At 48.4% G+C, this 22,394-nt stretch carries 15 protein-coding genes; 7 read left to right on the top strand and 8 right to left on the bottom strand.

The window, feature by feature from the left end; translation table 11 throughout:
• Positions 1-119: 119 nt before the first annotated feature.
• The 3 genes from HRM2_RS00370 to HRM2_RS00360 all read right to left on the bottom strand — a co-directional run bounded on the left by HRM2_RS00370 (position 120) and on the right by HRM2_RS00360 (position 5,987).
• Positions 120-2,279, bottom strand: a complete 2,160-nt coding sequence (locus HRM2_RS00370) for an EAL domain-containing protein (RefSeq protein ID WP_012662452.1) — start codon at positions 2,277-2,279, stop codon at positions 120-122.
• Positions 2,280-2,564: 285 nt separating this feature from the next.
• Positions 2,565-4,706 carry a 5-histidylcysteine sulfoxide synthase gene (ovoA, locus tag HRM2_RS00365; protein WP_012662451.1) on the bottom strand — a complete coding sequence of 714 codons (2,142 nt, stop codon included), beginning with the start codon at positions 4,704-4,706 and terminating at the stop codon, positions 2,565-2,567.
• A 192-nt stretch (positions 4,707-4,898) separates the two neighbouring features.
• Positions 4,899-5,987 (bottom strand): endonuclease/exonuclease/phosphatase family protein, encoded by a 1,089-nt coding sequence (locus HRM2_RS00360; protein ID WP_012662450.1) that lies wholly within the window; start codon positions 5,985-5,987, stop codon positions 4,899-4,901.
• A 418-nt stretch (positions 5,988-6,405) separates the two neighbouring features.
• Here HRM2_RS00360 and HRM2_RS27435 point away from each other — a divergent pair, with 418 nt between their 5' ends.
• From HRM2_RS27435 to HRM2_RS00345, 4 genes are all read left to right on the top strand, one after another.
• Positions 6,406-6,630, top strand: a complete 225-nt coding sequence (locus HRM2_RS27435) for a hypothetical protein (RefSeq protein WP_232364154.1) — start codon at positions 6,406-6,408, stop codon at positions 6,628-6,630.
• A 266-nt stretch (positions 6,631-6,896) separates the two neighbouring features.
• Complete coding sequence (locus HRM2_RS00355) at positions 6,897-8,414, top strand: methylenetetrahydrofolate reductase C-terminal domain-containing protein (RefSeq protein WP_012662448.1); 1,518 nt, start codon at positions 6,897-6,899, stop codon at positions 8,412-8,414.
• 472 nt (positions 8,415-8,886) lie between these two features.
• Positions 8,887-9,453, top strand: a complete 567-nt coding sequence (locus HRM2_RS00350; RefSeq protein ID WP_012662447.1) for a hemerythrin domain-containing protein — start codon at positions 8,887-8,889, stop codon at positions 9,451-9,453.
• A complete protein-coding gene (locus HRM2_RS00345) occupies positions 9,450-10,904 on the top strand; it encodes a protein kinase domain-containing protein (RefSeq protein WP_148214526.1) in 1,455 nt (484 codons plus the stop codon). The genes HRM2_RS00350 and HRM2_RS00345 overlap by 4 nt, the downstream gene beginning before the upstream one ends.
• Positions 10,905-11,034: 130 nt before the next feature.
• Here the strand turns inward: HRM2_RS00345 and HRM2_RS00340 are convergent, their stop codons facing one another.
• Genes HRM2_RS00340 through HRM2_RS00320 form a run of 5 tightly spaced genes read right to left on the bottom strand, consistent with a single transcriptional unit; the run spans position 11,035 to position 16,196 of the window.
• Complete coding sequence (locus tag HRM2_RS00340; RefSeq protein ID WP_012662445.1) at positions 11,035-12,495, bottom strand: efflux transporter outer membrane subunit; 1,461 nt, start codon at positions 12,493-12,495, stop codon at positions 11,035-11,037.
• A gap of 45 nt (positions 12,496-12,540) precedes the next feature.
• Positions 12,541-13,251, bottom strand: coding sequence for an ABC transporter ATP-binding protein (locus HRM2_RS00335; RefSeq protein ID WP_012662444.1), 711 nt, complete (start codon positions 13,249-13,251; stop codon positions 12,541-12,543).
• 1 nt (position 13,252) lies between these two features.
• A complete protein-coding gene (locus HRM2_RS00330; protein WP_012662443.1) occupies positions 13,253-14,443 on the bottom strand; it encodes an ABC transporter permease in 1,191 nt (396 codons plus the stop codon).
• Positions 14,440-15,591 carry an efflux RND transporter periplasmic adaptor subunit gene (locus HRM2_RS00325; RefSeq protein WP_012662442.1) on the bottom strand — a complete coding sequence of 384 codons (1,152 nt, stop codon included), beginning with the start codon at positions 15,589-15,591 and terminating at the stop codon, positions 14,440-14,442. Before HRM2_RS00325 ends, HRM2_RS00330 begins: the two co-directional genes overlap by 4 nt.
• A complete protein-coding gene (locus HRM2_RS00320) occupies positions 15,588-16,196 on the bottom strand; it encodes a TetR/AcrR family transcriptional regulator (RefSeq protein ID WP_012662441.1) in 609 nt (202 codons plus the stop codon). The genes HRM2_RS00325 and HRM2_RS00320 overlap by 4 nt, the downstream gene beginning before the upstream one ends.
• A gap of 477 nt (positions 16,197-16,673) precedes the next feature.
• Between HRM2_RS00320 and HRM2_RS00315 the strand changes: the two genes are divergently transcribed.
• From HRM2_RS00315 to narJ, 3 genes are read left to right on the top strand one after another with little or no spacing between them, the layout of a single operon-like run.
• On the top strand, positions 16,674-20,372 hold the full coding sequence (locus HRM2_RS00315) for a nitrate reductase subunit alpha (protein WP_012662440.1): 3,699 nt from the start codon (positions 16,674-16,676) through the stop codon (positions 20,370-20,372).
• Positions 20,362-21,783 carry a nitrate reductase subunit beta gene (gene narH, locus HRM2_RS00310; protein WP_012662439.1) on the top strand — a complete coding sequence of 474 codons (1,422 nt, stop codon included), beginning with the start codon at positions 20,362-20,364 and terminating at the stop codon, positions 21,781-21,783. The genes HRM2_RS00315 and narH overlap by 11 nt, the downstream gene beginning before the upstream one ends.
• A gap of 22 nt (positions 21,784-21,805) precedes the next feature.
• Positions 21,806-22,372 carry a nitrate reductase molybdenum cofactor assembly chaperone gene (narJ, locus tag HRM2_RS00305; protein WP_012662438.1) on the top strand — a complete coding sequence of 189 codons (567 nt, stop codon included), beginning with the start codon at positions 21,806-21,808 and terminating at the stop codon, positions 22,370-22,372.
• Positions 22,373-22,394: the final 22 nt, after the last annotated feature.

The raw sequence follows: 22,394 nt of genomic DNA, 5'->3' as shown, positions 1-22,394 counted from the left end.
TTTGCCCTTAGTTTTCATCCTTATTCCTGGGAAGTAGATCAAAAATTGTATATATTCTGTGCAGGAGTTGATGAATCCTGACAACTTTAATTCCATGGGATTATAGACACTGTCCATGTCTATTTTACTTGTCCACGCACAAGTTCCACATAGGCTTCACCACTGATGGGTTTGCTGAAAAAATACCCTTGAAAAAAAGAGCACCGATGTTCCCGGAAGCGCTCGAGTTGTTCCTCGGTTTCAACCCCTTCAACAATGATCTGAACACCCAGGGCTTCGCAAAGACTGACAATGCTGGTAACAATATGATCATTGATCCCATCAAGGGATTCCAGGGTCAGAGACCGGTCGATCTTAACCGTATCCACTGGGAACTCTTTGAGATACCGCAAAGAGGTATGGCCCATTCCAAAATCATCGATTGCCACCCTGACTCCCATTTCCCTCAGCCGCTTCAGAATTGAGATCGTTTTGACATCCGGTGTTAAAACCATTGATTCGGTCACTTCCACCTTAAGCATATTTGTTTTAACACCAGTCTTTCTGAGGATTTCAACAACCTTTTCCACTAAAAATTCGTCTTCAAATTGCTGGGCAGACAGGTTTACCGATAAAATCTGGTCAGTTTCACCTTGATTCAGTAATACGGAATGGTGCATGCAGGCGTCACTTAGAACCCGCATCCCAAGATCGGATATAAGATGGGTATCCTCTGCCAGAGCAACCGTAATATGTGGGGGGATCAGGCCGTGGGTCGGATGTTTCCATCGAAGCAGCGCTTCAGCGCCGACAATGCGACCCAGGTCCACATCTACCTGGGGCTGGTAGACCAGAAAGATCTGATCATCTCTATCCAGGGCCCGGCCAAGATCTGCTGCCAGCACCCGGGCAAACAGCCCGGTCTGGCCGGGGAGATCAATGCATTTCCTGCCACTTGGGCTGGTTGAAGTGCTTTCAGCTGCGATACCGAGGCCCTTAATTTCCTTATCAAACCGCCGGGCATAAAGTGAATTGGAAAGGGTTACAAACGGCAGGTAAACCAGCGTGCCGATACCCAGACAAACCAACTGGAGCAGAGCGCCTGCCACAGAACCTGTGGCTGCAAATCCACCCAGCAATATGGGGGATGTCCAGTGGACGTTGTTGACAGTCATTGGGACCCAATGGAGTGCCGTCGCAGCATATGCAACCAATGTCTGGATGACCGGCGCAAGCATGAAGGGTATGGCATAAATGGGGTTAAGCACCAGGGGAAGTCCGAAAAGAATGACCTCATTTACGTTAAACAATGCAGGAAGAAGCGAAATGACTGCCAGCCGCCGTATATTTTTTTCCCTGCTTTTTAAAAAGATAGCCAGAAGAAGACTCAAGGTACTGCCTGAACCGCCAAGATGTACAAATGAATCAATAAACTGCTTGGTCAGAATAAAAATCGGTTCAGTACCATGTATAGCCGCGTCAATATTCGCCTGGGAGGCAACCCTTAAAATATCTTGTTCCACCCCAAACAGCAAATTCGGCCCATGGACGCCAAAGAACCAGAGGAACTGGGACAATCCCACATAACCAACGCCGGTGGCAAGAGAATTTCCAGCGTCTTTAAACGGCGAGCCAAAAAAATTTTGAGCCTGGTGATGAAGATCCCCCCAGCCTGCATTTTCCATGAGTATTCGAACAATCCCAAATAAAAAAATGGTAGCGAACCCGCTTGGAATCGCTGCCAGGGCATTATTGACTTCCGGATCGCTTCCCACGGATTCCAGGTATTTGGTAAGGAGACTGTGATCCATTAAAAATAAAAACAGCGGCGCACTGGTCACAGCCACACAGAATGCAATGGGAAGCCCACCACCCAGAGAAAAAAAACCCGGGGGAATGCTTCCATTTAAAGGCACGGCGACAACAAAATATGCAGACAGGCAAACCACCGTCGTTGCGGTGGTATTCACCCTGTAACCGGCTAAAACATCTCCCCGCTGCTGGGCATAGGCCAGGCTGATACTTATCAAAAAAGCCAAAGACGCAATGCCGAAAGAACCCTGTTGAATGATCTGACAGAGGTTATACCAATTTTCTCCTGCCACCGCATCCAATACTGTTTTTATTTGAGGAAAAGGAAGATTTAAAAGCAATAGTGCGAATGCACCGACAAGAATCAAGGGTAAAACCTGGGTCAATCCCCTTCGGACGGCCAGCAGAATCGGCCAGTCTCCTACGGATGAAAGCAAGCCGATGAACATGGTGATAACATGGGACGAAAAATTCGTTTTCCGTTTCAAAATAGACTATCCTAAATCTTTTTGTTCGCTTTACTATACCGACCTTTGCCATTTAATCCGTTCAGGGCATTACCCATTTCCACCTGTCTACTGCTATCATTTTTCACCTAAAGGTTGCAAGCGGTAGTTGGCTGGATTTTGAAAGACGTGGGGCATGGGAATGTCCTATCTGGATCACGATGCTTCCCAGCGGCAGCCGTGGAATTTATGGGACAGCGAGAACTGCACAGTTGCAATTCTTTTGATAAATCCGAGCAAAGATGGGAGGCGTTAAGGACTTATGTTTTAAACGGCATGCGTGTCTGGCGCCTGTTCGCTTCTTTTTTCCCACACGGTCATCTGGGATATTGTATGCTGAAATTTTCTCCGGGTCTCACGAATTACAAACTCAATATCACGAGGGGCATCGAGCATTTTGAAATGATGACTGAGAATATCCGTTAATCCCTCCAGCGTTGTATAGGGTTCTCCATTCTTTCGAATGCCTCCCACCCAGTTCTCTTTTTTTGTAAATTCTTCCAGCCAGGTATAGGGAGACGTCAACACCAGGACCCCGTTGGTATTCAGTCGGGAATGAATCGTGGTTAAAAATTTCACCGGGTCGTAGAGTCTATCAATCAGGTTGGCAGCCAGGATAAGGTCATACCCGGTGAACCGGGGTTTAAGGTTGGAAGCATCGGCCTGGAAAAACGCCACTTTATGCTTGGATTGCTCCAGGCCCAGTTCTTCCAGTTTTTTCTCGTGGTACGATACAATATCGCCTTCCTCTTGTAATTCAAAATGGATACTGCTTTTCTGCTTCATTTGGAAGGCGACCTGGATAAATCGGGCCGAGAAATCAAGACCGTCAACAGAATTGAATTCCCTGGCAAGTTCAAACGTGGAACGCCCCACAGCACATCCCAGATCAAGCGCTTTGATTTTGGGGCGGTCCATCATATATCCGAGCGCCAGACTCGCACATTTCAACGGGAAATTTTCAACATTATAATAGTCTTCTCCGTAGTGCGCTTGACAATATTGTGATACGGCCCTGTCATTTTCGTACATGGCTTGCTGATCCTCCAATGGTTGTTTGGATTGTACGTATCGAAACCCTGCGTGCTGGAAAAAATGGCGACGAAATGCATACCTGGAATCCCGGGTGGCCGCATTCCCCGTTGAAATCCAGGAACCGCCTTTTATCAGGTTATGTCGGGTGTCAAAAGTAGGGGTGGAAAAATCATCGTAAAAGGGATGGACTTTAAACCCGGCAAATCCGGTAATGGGGGTTTCCGTCCATTGCCAGACATTTCCGATGATGTCGTAGAAATCACCAAAACAAAACCGTGTGACCGGACAGGATGATGCCCAGTGTTCCAGATTGATATTACCCGGTGCCTTTTCCCAGTAAGGCTGATCCGGGATGTTGTGCAGGTCCCGTAACCGATACCACTCATCTTCCGTGGGCAGCCGAATCGACTGGTCATGTTTTGCCCCCATCCAGTTACAAAACGCCCTGGCCTCCAGATAGTTGACTTCCACGGGCCAGTCCCAGGGCATTTCAATAATTTGTAACATGGTCCGAAGCTGGTAGGTGTCTCGTTTTTTGATCCAGAACAGCGGGTGTTCGGCTTTTGTAAAATCGACCCAGCGCTTGCCCTCTTCTGTCCAGAATTCACTTTTAAAATATCCCTTATCCGCCACAAATTTTAAAAATTCATAATTGGAAACCAGGTATCTGGAAGCAGAAAAGTCCCAGACATCTTTCTGATGTTGGCCAAATTCATTATCCCAGCCGTATAGAGGACTGTCCTTGGATTTTCCCAGGTTTACCCCACCGCCTGGCACGGACAGCAATTCATTTTCCGGGGCAGTGCCTGTATCAGGACAGATCTCCCATAAGGGGAGCATGTGGACCTGATCGATGGGAAGTTGCCGGATAATGACCGAAGAGGTCTCAAGGTGAATCCGCTGATGTTCAATGCCCATCAAAATTGTCCAAAACGGATGATCCCAGGTAATGGGCATAACCAGTGGCATGGAGGTGATCAGCGCATCCACAACCTTGCGGACTTCATCCCGGTATGCTTTGACTTCAGCCACCGTCGGCCAGTCATAGTGGGATTCATCCAGGTCATCCCATGACATCTCGTCCACGCCAACTGAGAACATTGATTCATATCTGGGATTGATGCGTTGATCAATGAGTTTTGCAATGATCAGCTTATTGATGTAAAAGGCCGCCGTATGACCTAAATAAAAAATCAATGGGTGTCTCAGCAACTCTGCCCGGACATAAAAACACTCATCGTCTTTGAGGGTTTCATATAGCTGTTCATCAATGCTGTACGTCGCGTGAAAATAGTCGCGAATCTCCTCTTTCTTGGCTTCAGCACTACCACTATTCAGAATAATGGTTCGGGTATTACGGATATCTTGAATCACACTTCACCCCTTTAGGACCATGGAAATATTAAAACACGCCAATAGAATGCAGGCTTTTTGCTTGTCTTCAAGGCGCATTAATTGGAGCATATTAAAATGTGTGCCCATTAATACAACAAAGAATACAGCTTAAAAAACGCACCATGTGGAAAATTTCATCTTGATGGCCTTGGACCCCTATCACGATGCTGATCAGTCTGTCTTGCCTGGCTTTGGCACGTCATTCTTGCCCACATTCTGTTCTTCAGATATCTCTTTCGCCCACTCATGATCAGAAGCGCGGGCTTGTACACCTTTCTGCCTGGCACTTCGCAACGGAGTAAACGAGAGTATCGTCAGTAGAGGAAAATGATCCGAACCAATCGAAGGCAAACGTTGAATGTCTTGCAACGTAAAATGTTGACTGTGAAACAAATGATCCAAAGGCCAACGCACAATCAAGTAATCCGCATGAAAAGTATTAAACACGCCACGTCCCACTCGCGGATCAAGCAATCCGCTTATTTTACGAAAAAGTCGAGTTGTGGCCGACCAAGCAACGTCATTAAGATCACCGGTTACGATCACAGGTTGGTCACTCTCGGCTACACTTCGAGCCACAATCACCAATTCAGCATCCCGCTCCGCTGATTCAGGATTTTCTGTTGGGCTTGGGGGGGCTGGATGAAGGAAATGCGCACGAATTTTGTCACCTGTTCTCAACTCTAATGTTGCATGTATGGATGGTATATCCTTCTCAACTAAATAGCAAATCTCTTGCCCACCTAAGGGCAAACGTGAAAAAACATGCATGCCATAGAGGTTGTCAAGGGGACATTTAATGCTGTAAGGCATTTCAGCCTCTAAGACCTTAAGCTTGTCTTCCCACCATTGGTCTGATTCCAGCGTTACTAAAACATCGGGCTGATGCTTTTTAACCAGCCTGATCAACGCATCGGCATTACGATTTGGAGTGAGTACATTAGATGTGAGAATGCTGATTTGTTTATCAGCACTACCATCACTGGAAGTTTTGACCTCTTTGGGCCATAAAAAAGAATAGGGCAAGATCCACCACAATTGCCAGATTAAACACAAAGTCGTGGCAAGAATCAGTACCTGGGTGATAATCATTTGAGAATCGAGGAAATAATAATGAGCAATCAACAAAACAGTTGCAAATACCGTAAACTGCAATCGAGGGAAATCCAGCCCTCTGATAATCCAATGTGAATTTCGCGATAAAGGCAGCAGGGCCGTCAATAGAGCCAACAGCGTGCAAAATATGAGTATCGGTAACATACGGGTCCTGTTTTTGTACGGTTAATCTTAAAGTCACGCGACTCCCAGGTAACGGATGCCCCCCCCGATAGAGCCTTTCTTTTTTATAACCCACATGTCCTAGCGGACACAACGAAATATGAAACACGATGATACAGGGCAGGCGATAGTACCATTCCGCCCCCTTTGGTTACCCTGACCGGAACGGTAAACGTCGGGGGGATTTCTGCCCTTCCAGACTAAAGCGCAGGAACTGCGGGCTAAAGTCCTCAAACAGCCTGCGCTTCTTAACGCCTGGAAGGGCAAAAATCCTATCCCCTTTGGTTTACAATGTTCCGATCAGGGAAACCAAAGAGGGCTCGAAAGTCGAGACTTTCACAATGATGTTTCGACATGAGTTTCTTATAAAACCCACATGTCCTGGTGGACACAACGAAGCATGAAACTCGACAGTAGTAGGCCGGTGGGAACGGGTGTTGCCCTGAACGGGTTAAATGGCAACGGTGGACACGAGGTCCAAGGAGTTGCCATTTCCCTCGGAGCAGGCCATGTACGGCCTGCGAGAATGAGTGAAGGGCAACACCCGTTTCCGGCGGTCGGTCGAAGCGAGTTTCTTATAAACCGACACGGCTATAAACAAATAAAATTTAATCGACTTTATTAACATATTACTACTTATAGAAGGATGGTTAAAAAAGCAATCAGGGAAAACCCTCTGGATCGTCCCATCATTACCCCATCAATCCCTGGGAAACAAGATGATATGTTCATCATCAGGCTTTTTGCTAAATTCAAGATAACTTTGATCGACTGCACCTGCTCAATGGAAACGTTTTTTAATTCTTGAATTATTTCACCTGTGTGGCAATCTGAACCGGGAGTTCCTGGAACTAAGCAAAAATCCCGCAATATTGAATTAGGAGGATATGAATGCTTCGTATTTTCAGTGAAGAGTTGATGAATCCTGACAACTTTGTTATCACCATTGAACTGGTACCAGGTCGTGAATCTTTTGGCCGCAATACCGATACCCTGATTGGCATCGCAAAAGATGCGTTTTCCGACGGCAGGGTCTCTGCCGTATCCATAACCGACAACCCCGGGGGCAACCCCTCGTTGTCCCCGGATGTGCTGGGATATGAAATTTTCAGGCATGGGCTGGATGTCATTGTTCATTTTACCTGCCGGGACATGAACCGGGTCGGTATGGAAAGCCGTGCCCTTCAGCTGGCACGCATGGGCATGAAAAACATTTTATGCCTGACAGGGGATTACAGCGGCAAAGGCTTTGGCGGAAGGGGGGCTCCGGTATTTGATCTGGATTCCGTCCTTTTGACCCGCATGGTAAAGGGGCTTAGCAACCGCATGATGACATCGGGTGATCCAGATCCCTTTTTCAGTGGATGCGGCGTTTCCCCATTTAAAACATTGAAATCAGAATGCCTGGCGCAATATAAGAAACTGGACATGAAAATTGATGCCGGTGCCTCCTTTGCCATTACCCAGCTCGGCTATGACATCAACAAATTCAATGAACTGATCCGATATCATAATGAAAAGAATGCACACATACCGGTGATGGCTTCGGTTTTCCTGCTCAGCCCTAAAGCGGCCCGGGCCATGAACAAGCACAGGGTACCTGGCGCCCATGTGTCTGATGCCCTTTATGAAAAGGTGACCCAGGAATGGAAAATCCCAAAAGAAGGCCTCAACGCAGCCATTGAAAGGTCTGCCCGTCTGGGTGCTATTCTCAAGGGGATCGGTTTCCGGGGGATTCACATCGGTGGTGTACACCGGAGCTTCACGACCGTTGCCCGTATCCTGGACCGCATGGAAAAAATTGGAGATGACTGGCCCGCCCATATGAATGAATTTTCCGGTAAGGAAAAAAACGCTTATTACGTTTATGATAAAATCGTTGAGGATAAAAACATCCCTGCTTTCAAACCCGGACTAAAGGAGAGGGTGATAAATCACTGGCCCTATGGAATGCTTTGTTTCGCCCATAATCTTTTTTTTAACAAAACAGCCGGGCTGGCACCGGTTTATCGAAAACTGGCCGCTTTTCTGGAATCCCATGATAAAGAATGGGTATTAAAACACTGCCTGGAAGACCCCATAAAAATCCCCCTGCTGTCCTGCCAGAGTTGTGGGGACTGCGGCATCCAGCACACCGCCTTCCTGTGTCCTGAATCAGGGTGCCCCAAGCATACACGCAACGGCCCCTGCGGCGGCAGCCGGAATGGTGCCTGTGAGGTCTACCCGGATAAAGAATGCATATGGGTCAGGGCATATAAGCGCCTGGATTATGCCGGCAAGCTGTCCACCTTTCTGGAAGATAAGGTACCTCCCAGAAATTGGGAGTTGAACAAGACTTCTTCCTGGATCAATTTTCATCTGAACCGTGACCATCAGAAAGAAAAGAAACAGATAAAACAGCAACCTTGATCTGAATCGATTCTTTTAAACAACATACTGAGCCAAAATAAACAATCCGATTAAATGCACATATGGAACAAATAATTGCTTCAGATCTGATACTCAAGTCATGGGAAGCAAATCCTGCTTACGAAATTGCTGGCCTTTAAATTGTTTTATCATCAAAATCATTCTTTACATTTTTTCCGGATCAATTCAATTAATGGAATTGGCGAATCCCAGATGATAAATAGCTTATGTTTATGTACAAATCAAACTTGAAAATAAAATTACTTGATCTAAGTCAATGATTTGGTGATTATAATCAGATATCTATTTAACTGATAACTGTTAACATATTTTTGTGCATATTTGTCCGGTGGGGCTGATGTGATGATCATGCTGATGGTGGCCTTGATTATTAATCAATATTAAAAAACAATAGAAAATATCCAGCATTCTGATTGTAAAACTATCAAAAGATAGGCAAAGGAATCTAATTATGGATGTTTTATCAAGATTAACCCAAGAACATGCCCATATCCTCCAGGGAATCAACTATCTGGAAAAGGCAAGGGACCTTCTGGAACAAAACCGTCAACCCTCAGTAGATTTTTTTAAAACAGCTGTTCTTTTTTTTGAGGAATATGCAGACCAACTCCATCATTATAAAGAAGAATATCTTTTATTCAGCGTTCTGGCGTCCAAAAAGGGTGGCCGTATTGATCTTGGGATAGGATCTTTGCGTTATCAGCACGAGTTAAACCGGCGGTGTATAAAGAAGATAGAAGATTCTTTAACTGGGTATGAAAAATGCGGTGAAATCGCCACAACAACACTTTTGGAAAACCTTGCCGTTTATATTTCAATTTTAAAGCGGCATATCTTCATAGAGAATCGTTTGTTCTATCCCATGGCAGAAACCGAATTGTCCGAAGATGAAAAAAGAGAATTAAAGAACCAGTTTGATGAAGAAGAAGCAGGGTATAACACACGACAAATGATCAGCGATAATCTATCCAGGCTTCAAAAAATGAAAGAATTAATTTTCGAAATTAAAAAATCATGAGCAATAAACGGCTAAATTGCTGGGAATACATGGGTTGCGGATTGGAACCAGGAGGTGTGAATGCCGGGCTGGGCAAAATTTGTCCTGCGGCGTCGGACCAAAGTTTTTCAGGTATCAATTCCGGCAAAAACGCAGGACGGTTCTGCTGGGCGGTTCCAAACACGCTTTGTCTCAAAGATCGGCAGGGTCACTATCTGGAGAAACGAGAAAAATGCAAGGAATGTGATTTTTACCACATGGTTCTTGCCGAAGAGGGCACGCGGAACCTTAGAACTAAATTTTTAAGATTTGTCCATTGCCGACAAAAGGAATCCTCCTTTCTAAAGCAGTTGAGGCGGACCCTTATTAAGCCTGGGAAACGGTTTGTGTTCCAGGGTAAAGAAATGGATGAGGCATATATTATCAGACAGGGTGCCTGTATTGTGCTGGTGGAAAAAAATGGCCGACTTTATCCGGTCGATCATCGGAGTGAAGGGGATCTTGTAAATATGAGTGCTTTATTTACCGGAGAGCCAAGTATGGCCCATGTGGAAGCTGAAAGTGAGATTGATGCCTGGGTCATCAAACGATCAGAATTCGAAGACATTCCAAAAAATGATCCAGATCTTTGGGAATTTTTGACCGAAATTGTTGCAAACCGCTTTGATTCAAAAAGGCCGACATCCTATCGGACCATCGGCAACTACCTGGCAACGGATATTATCGGCCGGGGCGGATACAGCATTGTGTATAGAGGAAAAGATCTGGTATCCGGAAACCCTGTTGCCATAAAGATGATGCGGCACCATCTGGTTCTGGACTCGGATTTTCTTGCAAGGCTCAAAAAAGAAGCTCACATAGTGGACATGCTGGCCCATGGGAATATTATCAAAGTGTATGATATGGTGGAGCGATACCGGACCATATTTATTATAATGGAGTATCTTGAGGGTGAATCCATTTTGGAAATCATCCAGCGGCATAAAACAATCTCCCCTCCTAAAGCCATCAATTATCTTGTCCAGACCTGCCAGGCGATTCACTATGCCTATTGCAGCGGGATTCTGCACAAAGATATTAACCCGGGTAATCTGATGATTGTTGAAGATGACAGGGTAAAGCTGGTGGATTTTGGCCTTGCCTGTTCCATCCATGAAGATGATGATATTTTTGACGGTGCATATCCTTATCTTGCACCGGAATTATTGAAAGGCGAAAGAGCCAGTCTGCAAAGTGAAATATACTCACTGGGAATCTCTGCTTTTGAGATGGTTACAGGTCAAAGGCCTTACCCGGAGGAAGATTCGGTGCTTTTTACCAGAATGCGTTGTGAAAAAGAGATCCCAAACCCTGAACAAATTGTCCCAGAACTTCCCCGGGGGCTAAATCAGTTTATTGTAAAGGCCTGTAAAATAGATCCTGCCCAAAGGTTTAAAAATATGACAGAAGCCCTCGAATTGTTAAAAAGATGAAGATCACTCCAGCCTGTCGATGACTTTAATGAGTATCTTATCCTTCATATGAAACCTCACTTTCCGCTATGGTGTATTAAAATATATTCTATCAATGTCTCAATGCCTTGGTTTAACCTTAACAATTTTTTCATTGGTCGAAACGATGATCAAGGCCCATGGCCTGGTAAAAAGCAGCAGTGTTGACCAGGCGTTTGGCCTGACCTTCTGTTAGATCGAGTTCAGTCTGAAGCCGTTGTTGTTGTGCAATAAGCAGATCGTAATAGCTGGTTGCTCCAAGCCTATACCGACGCTGTGCCGACTCTAAAGACTTCTCAGCAGCTAAATCAGCGGCAGAAAGAGCCTCCAGCCTTTTTGAATCATTCTCCAATGCCCGCAATACATCAGCTACGTTGCGAAGAGCCTCCAGAACGACGGACTGGTAGTTTGCCGCAGCCGCATCAAAGGCGGAGAGAGCCGCTCTCTTTTCAGCGGGCAGGCCTGGTTTGAACAAAGGTTGTGTCAGTTGCCCTACCAAACTCCAAACGGCAGAACCACCGCCGAACAACGCCCCGGTCGTCAGTGCCTGGGATCCAAGATCGGCGCTGAGGTTGAGTTGGGGATATAGTTTCGATACGGCAACCCCGTATTCTGCATTAGAGGCATGCAGCAACGCTTCAGCGCCGAGAATATCCGGCCTTGCATGCACCAGTTCAGAGGGGATTAATAACGGCAACTCCGGCGGCAGGGTGAAATCCTCCAGGGTAAACGACGGCAGCAGACGTTCTCCTGGGGCTCTACCCACAAGAACGGCCAAAAAATGGTTGTTTTGTTGAAGTTGATAACGTAACGGCGTTAGTTGGGCGCGCGTTTGCTCCAACTGTGTTTGCAGGGCCAACGCATCATCCGGTTCTCCATGACCCAGACGAATGCGTTCCAGGGTTAATTCTATTTGGTTTTCCTGGGACGTCAAGATGTTTTCTATGATTTCAGTCTGTCTTTTCAGCCTTGCCTGGGCAATGGCCGTTGTTACGATATTTGCCACCAGTGTCAAACGAGCGCCCTCTAATTGAAACTGCTGATAATCGCTCCGGGCGGCCAGCGCTTCCAAGGCCCTGCGGTTGCCTCCGGCCAGGTCAAATGTATAGGTGACGCCCAGGCTGGCGTTGTAAAGACCGAATTGCCTGGCATCGTCGATCAGCCCCGATGAATTGGGGTTGAATCGCTGGCGCTGGCCGGTGAGGTTGGCTTCAGCCTGGGGATAAAGTGTCGAACCCGCCTTTGCCGCATAAAGTTCCTGGGCCTGACGCAAGGAAGCCGCTGCCGCCATCAGGGTTGGGTTATGTTCCAAAGCTTCGCTGATGAGCATGTCTAGTTTTTCAACACCCATCCCTTCCCACCAATATTTCGTTGGTCGTTCTCCTTTAATAATGTTTTGTGGATCACCCAGCATGGTGGGAGAGGCTTCAAAATTTGGGGTCAATGGCGTGGAGGTATAGCCAGCCACATCCGGAGGAACAGGAGGTTGAAAATCCGGTCCCAGGGCACATCCTGTCAGTAAAAAGGCATAAACACCAATCAACGTGTAACTGACCATTTTATTTTTGTTCATAAAATGCTCCTTGTTTATCATTTTAAATACCTTTCTGGGTTAACCTCATTTGAAACCACGTCCTTCACCTTTTTCTTCATAGGTCACCCCTTCACGGATGTTATATATGCGTTTAAAGGTGGGAATGATTTTTTCATCGTGGGTGACGACAATAATGGCGGTCTCGAATTTTTGAGCCATGTCGTTCAATATCCGGATTACAGCCAGGGCGCGCTCGCTATCCAGCGGAGCGGTCGGTTCATCGGCCAGTATTACCGGAGGACGATTGACCAGTCCCCGTGCAATAGCCACGCGTTGCTGTTCTCCACCAGAGAGTTGAGAGGGCATGGCCTTGGCGCGATGTTCCACATCAAGCGCTTTAAACAATTCTATTGCCCGTTTACGCGCCTCGGTGTTTGGCATTCCCGCCAGCATGGGCAGAAGGGCGACATTGTCGGTGACGTCGAGGAAGGGAATCAGATAAGGTGCCTGGAATACAAAGCCGATCCGGTCCCGGCGCAGGGCGCGAAGATCTTTGACCTTCCAGCCGTCGTCATAAATGATGTCATCTCCGAGTATCATTTTTCCGGCGGTCGGCTCGATCACCGCTCCCAGACATTTAAGGAGCGTACTTTTGCCAGATCCAGAAGGACCTATCAGCCCAACAACTTCGCCCGGCGCAACGTGCATGTCTACCATCTTCAGGGCATCAACGGCGGTATCTCCGCTGCCATAACGTTTTTTTACCCCCTCGATACGAATACCTTTTGCAGTCATGTCAGCCCCCTATGGCCTCGGCCGGATCGACTCTGAGCGCGGCACGAATGGCGATAATGCTCGACAGTATGCAGATTATGACCACGGCGATAAAACCCATAACAGAGTCGAGCGGTTGCAGCAGTACATATTTGGGAAAGATGGGCGCCATTAATAAAGTTGCCGAGATCTTGCCCACCACAAAGCCGATCAAACCCAGGGCGATGGACTGTTGCATGATCAGGCCGACAATGGTGCGGTTCCTGGTGCCGAGTAATTTTAAAACGGCAATTTCACGAATTTTCCCGAGTGTCAGGGTGTAGATGATGAAGGCGACAATGGCAGAGCTGACAATCGAAAGGATTACCAGGAACATGAAGATCTGTCTGGCGGAGGTAGCGATCAGCTTTCCAACCAGAATTTCCTCCATCTGGCTGCGGGTGTAGACGGTTAAGCGCTTCCAGCGGCGGATCGACCCGGCGACTTTTTCCGGATCATGGCCTGCTTCAACCTGCACTAAAACGGCATTGACGTAAGGGTTGGTGGTTTGCGAGGCAATAACCGCATCAAGCAGGGGGTTGAGGGCAGGGTTCTCGGCCGTGCGTCGACGCTGCCCCCGGATGGCGTCATTATCCTTGAGAAACTGGGCTTCCTGGGCGTCTTTAAGCGGAATGAACACCATGGGGTCTCCATTGGAAGAAACCATCCTCCGGGTCAGCCCGACCACGGTGTACTGGTTCCGGCGAATCTGGATACGTTCACCCAGTTTAAATCCGGAAGCGATATCGGCAACAGCCTCGTAATGGCTCCGGGTAATCTGGCGACCCGCAACGAGATGGGGCGGCCAGCCGGGTGTTCCTGGCCCTCCGGGCGTGACGCCGGTAACCATGGCGCGCACGTCACCCGCTTGTTTGCCCACCTGCATGGTGAGATAAGTGATGTTTGCCGCCCGTTCCACTCCTGCCATGCCTCGAATCCCACGCCAGATATCATCGTAGATACTTGATGACTCAGCGTAGGGCCCAAGGGTATCCTTCTGTACCACCCAGAGATCAGCACCGCTGTTGTCGAGCAGCACTTTGGCATCGTCCACCATGCCACGATAAATCCCCGCCATGGACAGTGTGATGCCGATGAGCAGCCCAAGACCCATACCGGTAAAGACAAACTTTCCCCAGGAGTGCATGATGTCGCGTCCTGCTAAACTGATCATTGCCTCACCCCCTGAATATGGTCAACGACGTGAATCCGGCTGTGGGCATTCAAGACGTTTTCGCTGTAGACCACTATCCGGTCACCCGCCTTGAGCCCCTCTTGTATTTGCACACGGCCCTCCAGATCGGCAATCCCCAGTGAAACGGGTATAAAGTGAAGATCGTCATGGGTGACCTGCCACACGCCCAACCTGCCGTCAATTTTGTGGATGGCGGCATTGGGAGCAATCGGCGTTGCCCCAAGGGTCGGCAGGGTGACCGTGATTTCCACCAGTTCACCGACAGGCGGCAGTGGATCAGGCATTTGATCGAAGACAACCTTGGCAAGGGTTTCTTCTGTTACCGCGTCTGCCAGGGGTTCGACCCTCAGTACACGTCCGGCCTTTTGTTTCCCTTTCTGGGAGCGTAATGCGATCTGGGCGGACAGGCCTGGGGCGAGACCCTGTGCACGAATTTGATCAAAGCGGACATTGATCCAGAGGGTGTCCGGATCGATCAGTTCCACGACAGTCTGACCTGGGACTACAGTGGTTCCCGGTTCGGCATCACGTGAAACAACCAGGCTGTCAACTGGCGCAATAAGAGACAGATTACTGCGCTGCGCCGCTAACGCCTCGCGTTCGGCACGTAAACTATATAGCTCCTCTTGTGCTGCAGTCAGCCCCGCTTTTGCAACCAGCAGGTCGTGCTGCTTGGTGGCTACCACTTCCTCACTGGTGGAGCGTGCTTGAAGCAGATGCTCGTAACGTAAAGCCTGAGTCTGCGCATAATCCCTACGCACCTGCGCCTCGTTTAGTTGAGCGCTTGCCCGTTTCAACGTGGCATCCTGGGCCCTGATATGTTCATTAAGATCCACCGGGTCCATTTCACCAAGCACTTGTCCAGCCTTGACTCGATCACCGACATGTACATCCAGGCGTTTGACCCGCCCCGCAACCGTTGGACCAATCCTGTAGGTGTAACGGGCCTCAATGTTTCCAATACCGAACAGTGCCGGTGAGAGGCTCTTATCCTCGACCGTGGCCAATACAACGGATACCGGAGCAAGGGGCCCGGAACGCAAGGCCACATAGACAAAAAGAGCAAGCAGAGGAACAAGTACCGCTATCAGTGCCAATGACCGTTTTTTTAAAGGCAGTTTTTTCATGATGCCCTCCTGATACCCCTTTGATAGATGGTAAATACTTTCAGCGCATTGCGGCGCATATGACCCACATCTCCGGCTATCAACGATTGCATGACCAATCCTTGAATGGTGCCGATGAAGAGGGAGGCCGCAGCCTCGTTATCAAGCTTTTCATCAAGCTCACCGCAGGTCTTTCCCTGTTCAAACAAACGATTGAGGTGTTCCGAATAACGGCGGATGAGCGTTTGCACTATCCGCTTGGGCGCAGTTTCTTCCGAGCGTTGCAATTCACCAAACAACATGCGTGGAATACCGGGATGCTCTGTTATAAAGCCCACATGCGCCATAAACATGCCTTCCAGTGCGGCAAGGGGAGAGGTTTCTGCGTGTACTGCTTTTTCGATGCGAGACATTAACCGTTCGGTCACCCATTCCATAACCGCCTGTAAGATGGCATCCTTGTTTTTGAAATGACGAAAAAGTGCACCCTGAGTCAATCCCATGCGTTTGGCTATGGCAGCCGTGGTAATGTCGCTCGGGTTTTGTTCACCAGCCAACTCAACCACCGCCTCTACCGTCACCGCCCGTCGTTCTTCAGCCGGAAGATATTTGTTTGATGCGCTCATATGAATCTCCATGAAAGTGAGTAATCGATTACTATCAATTTAGACCTTGTGCGGGATTTGTCAACCCGTTTTTTGAAAAATGGTTGTAAACCCTTGTCGGACCAGGCCAAGTATCAGGACGTATAACAGACGCGTTTTAAAAGTCCCTTTTAATTGGGGCTGGTTTATCCCCAAAAAAAGTGTTTGATTTCAGAGCGAAAATAGACCAAAATAAAAATCATAAATCCCTTAATCAAATAAAAACGCTCAGTACAAGCAGTCTTTAACCTGTAGAAAACGATAACCGTTGATCCTTTATTATTGCCAGTATCAACTGTGTTGATTCCCATGAGTGGGTTGCTTTTGCAAAAGAAATCCAAGATGCAGGAGCTGATGCAATTGAATTGAACCTAAAAGTTGCATTCCTGGTTTTCCTGCCGTGTGATTAAAAAAGAGAAGCCCAGAAACAGGATGATGTTTATCATAAAGAGGTGCTTTATGCTTAAGGAATCGTTTCTGAACCGGCTGCGGTTTTTTCGACCCAAAGCCAACGCACGTGGTTGCCAGGAGGAAAAAACTGCAGACAATTGGGCTGAAATTAGATGTGGTCAGCGGGAATGGGAAGATTTTTACCGGCGGCGCTGGCAGTACGATAAAAAAGTCCGCTCCACCCATGGTGTCAACTGTACTGGATCCTGTTCCTGGGATGTTTATGTTAAAAACGGCATCCTGGTTTGGGAAACCCAGAATACAGATTATCCGGATTGCGGAGAAGGTTATCCAAACCACGAACCCCGTGGTTGTCCCCGGGGAGCCACCTATTCGTGGTACACCTACAGTCCGGTTCGGTTGAAATATCCTTTGATAAGGTCCAGCCTGATGGAAATGTGGAGGGAGGCCCTGGGTCAATGTCAGGATCCGTTAGAGGCCTGGACGAGCATAATTGAGGATCCTGAAAAACGTCGCCGGTTTCACAAGGACCGCGGAAAAGGCGGATTTGTCAGATCCTCCTGGGATGAGGCTGCGACCATCACGGCAGCCTCCCTGATTCACACCATCAAAAAATACGGGCCGGATCGGATTTTCGGATTTACCCCAATTCCTGCCATGTCCATGGTGTGTTATGCATCCGGTGCCCGTTTTCTTTCGCTGATCGGCGGTTCCATGATCAGCTTTTACGATTGGTATTGTGATCTGCCCCCTTCTTCACCCCAGATATGGGGAGAGCAGACCGATGTCCCTGAAAGTGCAGACTGGTATGAATCCACATATATGATTGTATGGGGAACCAATGTGCCCATGACCCGTACGCCGGACGCCCATTTTTACACGGAAGCCCGTTACAGGGGTGCCAGGGTGACTGCTGTTGCGCCCGATTATGCAGAATATGTCAAGTTTGCCGACACCTGGCTACCGGCCACAGCAGGCACAGATGGTGCCCTTGCAATGGCCATGACCCACGTCATCTTCAAAGAATTTTACATGGACCGTCAGGTTGACTATTTCATGGCGTATGCAAAGACGTATACAGATCTTCCCTTTGTTGTGGTGCTTGAACCTGACAATGACACCTGGTCTCCAGGACGATTCCTGCGTGCTTCAGATCTGGATCTAAAATCCAAAAATGCCCAGTGGAAAACCATGCTTTACAATGCCGCTGACGCTTCGTTTTGTGTTCCCAACGGCAGCATCGGTTTCAGATGGAGCGAAGAGGGTCTCTGGAATCTGAAACTGGAAGAAAACGGTAAACAGATCAACCCGCTGCTCAGTTTTGCATCGGAGGCAGATGTCTGGGAAAAAGTCTCGTTTCCCATTTTTGAATTACACGAAGCATCATCCAGGATCGGCATTACACCGGTTAAAAAAATTCAAACCCCCGCAGGAGAGATATACGTCACCACTGTCTTTGATCTCATGGCAGCCCACCTGGGGATTCTTCCGATACAGGCACCTGAAGCAACGGCAGATTATCCAACAGGGTATGAAGATCCCAGGCCCTATACGCCTGCCTGGCAGGAACCCATCACAGGCGTACCCCAGGCAGATGTTATCCGGGTGGCCCGGGAGTTTGCTGACAATGCTGAAAAAACCCGGGGGAAATCCATGATTCTCCTCGGGGCCGGTACCAACCACTGGTATCACAGTGATATGATTTACAGAACCATTATCGGGATGACCACCCTGTGCGGTTGTCAGGGGGTGAATGGCGGCGGGTGGGCCCACTATGTCGGGCAGGAAAAAGTTCGTCCCCAGGCGGCCTGGTCCCAGGTGGCATTTGGATCAGACTGGATTCGCCCTCCCCGCCAGCAGAACGGCACTTCGTTTTTTTATTTTGCAACCGACCAGTGGCGCTACGATAATTTCAATCCCAGCGTTCTCCATTCACCATTAAGCAAGACCGCACCCGCCCGTCATATGGCCGATTATAATGTCATTGCTGCTCGTCTGGGGTGGCTGCCCTCCTATCCTCAGTTTGATCAGAATCCCCTGGAGTTGTGTAAAGAAGCCATGGAACAGGGGGCCACATCTGATGAGGAAATCATCGCCTATGCGGTGAAACAGCTTAAAAGCGGTAAGTTGAAATTTGCCATCGAAGATCCGGACAACCCGGCAAATTTTCCCCGGGTTCTGTTCCTCTGGCGGGCAAATCTGCTGGGAGCCAGCGGAAAAGGTCATGAATATTTCCTGAAACATCTGCTGGGCGTTGAAAATGCGGTCTTTAATCAAGACAGCACCCTTCGTCCCGAAGAAATTAAATGGCGCAACCCGGCTCCTGAGGGAAAACTGGATCTTTTGGTAACCATGGAGCTGCGCATGTCCACCAGTGCGCTCTATGCCGACATCGCCCTGCCGGCTGCCGGCTGGTATGAAATGCATGATTTAAATACCACGGATATGCATCCCTTCATTCATCCGTTCAACCCTGCCATTGATCCTCCCTGGGAAAGCCGGACCAACTGGGATCAGTTTAAAACCATTGCAGAAAAATTTTCAGAACTTGCAGCTGTTCATCTTGGAAATGTTCAGGATCTGGTGGCAACCCCGCTGATGCACGACAGCCCGGGTGAGATTGCCCAGCCGGAAGTCAACGACTGGCGAAAAGGGCAGGGCGAGCCTGTTCCGGGCGAAACACTTCCCAATCTGACGGTGATCCAGCGTGATTTCCCCAATGCCCATAAGATGATGACGGCCCTGGGCCCCCTGGCAGAGAAAGTTGGTGTGGGGTCAAAAGGGGTTATGTGGAATGCATCCGATGAGTATGAATCATTGAAAAAAATTGTGGGAACAATCGATAAGGAGGGTATCAGCAAGGGGATGCCCTCCCTGGAACAGGGAAAACAGGTTGCTGAAACGATCCTGGCCCTTGCACCGGAGACCAATGGAGAAGTCGCTGTAAAATCCTGGGCAGGGGTGGAACAAAAAACAGGATTGAGCCTTCAGCATTTGAGTAAAGCCCGTCAAGGCGTAAAATTTAGGTTCGATGATCTCACAGTCCAGCCTCGGAAAATCATCACCTCCCCCATCTGGAGCGGTATTGAATCTGAAGAACGCCGTTATTCACCGTTTGTCATCAATATTGAGGAGAAGGTGCCGTTCCGAACCCTCACTGGTCGGGCACAGTTTTATCTGGATCATCAATGGATGCGAGATTTTGGAGAACACCTTCCGGTGTATCGCCCGCCATTGGATATGGTGACCCTTGAATCGACAAATGTTAAACGCAATCCTGGCAGGGAAATCATACTTAATTATCTGACTCCCCATTCCAAGTGGTCAATCCACAGCACTTACTCCGATACACTGACTATGCTGACGCTATTTCGGGGGGGAGAAGCCATCTGGATCAGCGACGAGGATGCAAAAAAAATTGATGTCCGAGACAATGACTGGCTGGAATGTTTTAACGTCAACGGTGTGGTTATGGCCAAGGCTGTGATAAGTCCAAGGATACCTGAGGGAAACGCATTCATGTACCATGCCCAGGAGCGCCTGATCAACACACCTGGATCAAAACGGTCCGGTCTGCGGGGGGGCACCCACAACAGCGTCACCCGGATTATGGTCAAACCGACCCATATGATTGGCGGCTATGCACAGCTTAGTTATGGATTTAATTACTATGGACCAGTGGGGTCCCAGCGGGATGAAATAATAGTGGTCCGCAAGGCAGGGGAGGTCGAATGGTATGAGGATTAAAGTTCAATATGCAATGGTGCTGAATCTGGATAAATGCCTCGGCTGTCACACCTGCAGTATCCCCTGCAAAAATGTATGGACCAATCGTAAGGGCACCGAATACATGTGGTTTAACAATGTAGAGACCAAGCCCGGTATTGGATATCCCAGAAGCTGGGAAAATCAGCGTGTGCACAGGGGAGGATGGCATCTCAACGCTGGACGTCTGGAGTTAAAGGCCGGAGGACGAGTGTCCAAGGGACTGAATATTTTTCACAATCCTGATCTGCCCACCATCGATGACTATTACGAGCCATGGACGTACAACTATGAACGCCTTGTCAACAGCCCCCAGCGAAAGCATCAGCCCTCTATTCAACCCCAGTCCCAGTTGACCGGTGAGCCTATCAAGCTGAAATGGGGTCCGAACTGGGAGGATGACCTGGCCGGTGTGGGAGAGACCGGTCCCGGCGATGTCAATTTTAAAGACCTGGACTACTCGGTATATTTAAAATTTCGTAATATCTTCATGTTCTACCTGCCACGATTATGCGAACACTGCCTGAACCCTGCCTGTGTTGCTTCCTGCCCTTCAGGGGCTCTTTACAAGCGGGATGAGGACGGCATTGTACTGGTTGACCAGGAGCGGTGTCGCGGCTGGCGTTACTGCGTATCCGGCTGCCCCTACAAAAAAGTATACTTTAACTGGAAAACCGGCCGTTCGGAAAAGTGTATCTTCTGCTACCCGAGGATCGAAGCCGGTTTGACAACCCTGTGTTCCCACAGTTGTGTCGGCCGCATCCGGTATGTCGGCGTGTTGCTTTACGATGCGGATCGAATTTTGGAAGCAGCGTCTGCTCCATCGGATCAGGAGGTTTACCCGGCTCATTTGGGCATTCTGCTCGATCCTGAAGATCCTGAGATTCAAAAAGTTGCGGCGGCTCAAGGCATAGCCGATTCCATTCTCAGTGCGGCCACTCGCTCGCCTGTCTATCGGTTAATTAAAAAATGGAAGCTTGCACTGCCCCTGCATCCGGAATTTCGAACGCTTCCCATGGTCTGGTATATACCACCCCTGAGCCCGGTAAAACATCATACGGAATCCATACAGGAGCAGGATTTCATCGATAATCTCCGGATTCCTGTCACCTATCTTGCAAATCTCTTAACTGCAGGAGATCAGGCACCTGTCCGTCTGGCACTGAAGCGTTTGTCCGCCGTTCGTCGGTTCATGAGATCCCAGCGAATTGAAAACAAGGTTGATCGGGAAGTGTCTGAAAGTGTCGGGCTGTCAGAGAAAACAATCGAGGAAATCTTCCGGCTTCTATCCCTGGCGCGTCTTGAGGATCGTACCGTCCTTCCCAGGGCACCGGTAAAGGGTGATAACCTGTTTGACAGCCGGGGAACCTGCGGGTTTGGAGACAGCATATGATTGTTTTTGCAAAGGATGAAGAATGATAAAACAACACACTAAAACACTTTTTAAACTTTTGTCTTTTCTACTGTACTATCCTGGTGAAGACTATTTTATGCAAATCAGAGAGGTGGAAACCATCCTGGCAGACCTGCCTGCTGATAAATTAAAAAAAAGCATTGACGAGTTCATCACCCGTATCAAAACAAAGTCACTGATACAGATCCAGGAGACCTATACCGCAGCATTTGACATGAACCCGGCAACCACCATGAACCTTACCTATCATATCTGGGGAGATAATGAGAAACGAGCGGGTCTGCTTGCCAGGGTACAACAGGTTTATCAGGATGCCGGTTATGAAAGAATAACAGGAGAACTGCCGGACTATCTTCCTTTGATGCTTGAATTTCTTTCGGTCTGTCAGGAGGAAAAAAATGAAGCCTTAATCCTGGAATGCCTCCAGGGTTTTGATCAATACATTACGCGGCTTAGACCCGTGGCGCCAATGTATGCGGATCTTCTTCAGCCACTTGCTGAAATGACTGTTAACTGGTTTCATTCAAAAGAAAATTTTCAACAGCAAGAGACAACAGGCTGTTCATAAAAGACAATGCTGAATAAAGGGT

It is taken from the genome of Desulforapulum autotrophicum HRM2 (genome assembly GCF_000020365.1).
GTDB lineage: Bacteria > Desulfobacterota > Desulfobacteria > Desulfobacterales > Desulfobacteraceae > Desulforapulum > Desulforapulum autotrophicum.
This window is presented reverse-complemented; position numbering and strand designations above follow the sequence as displayed.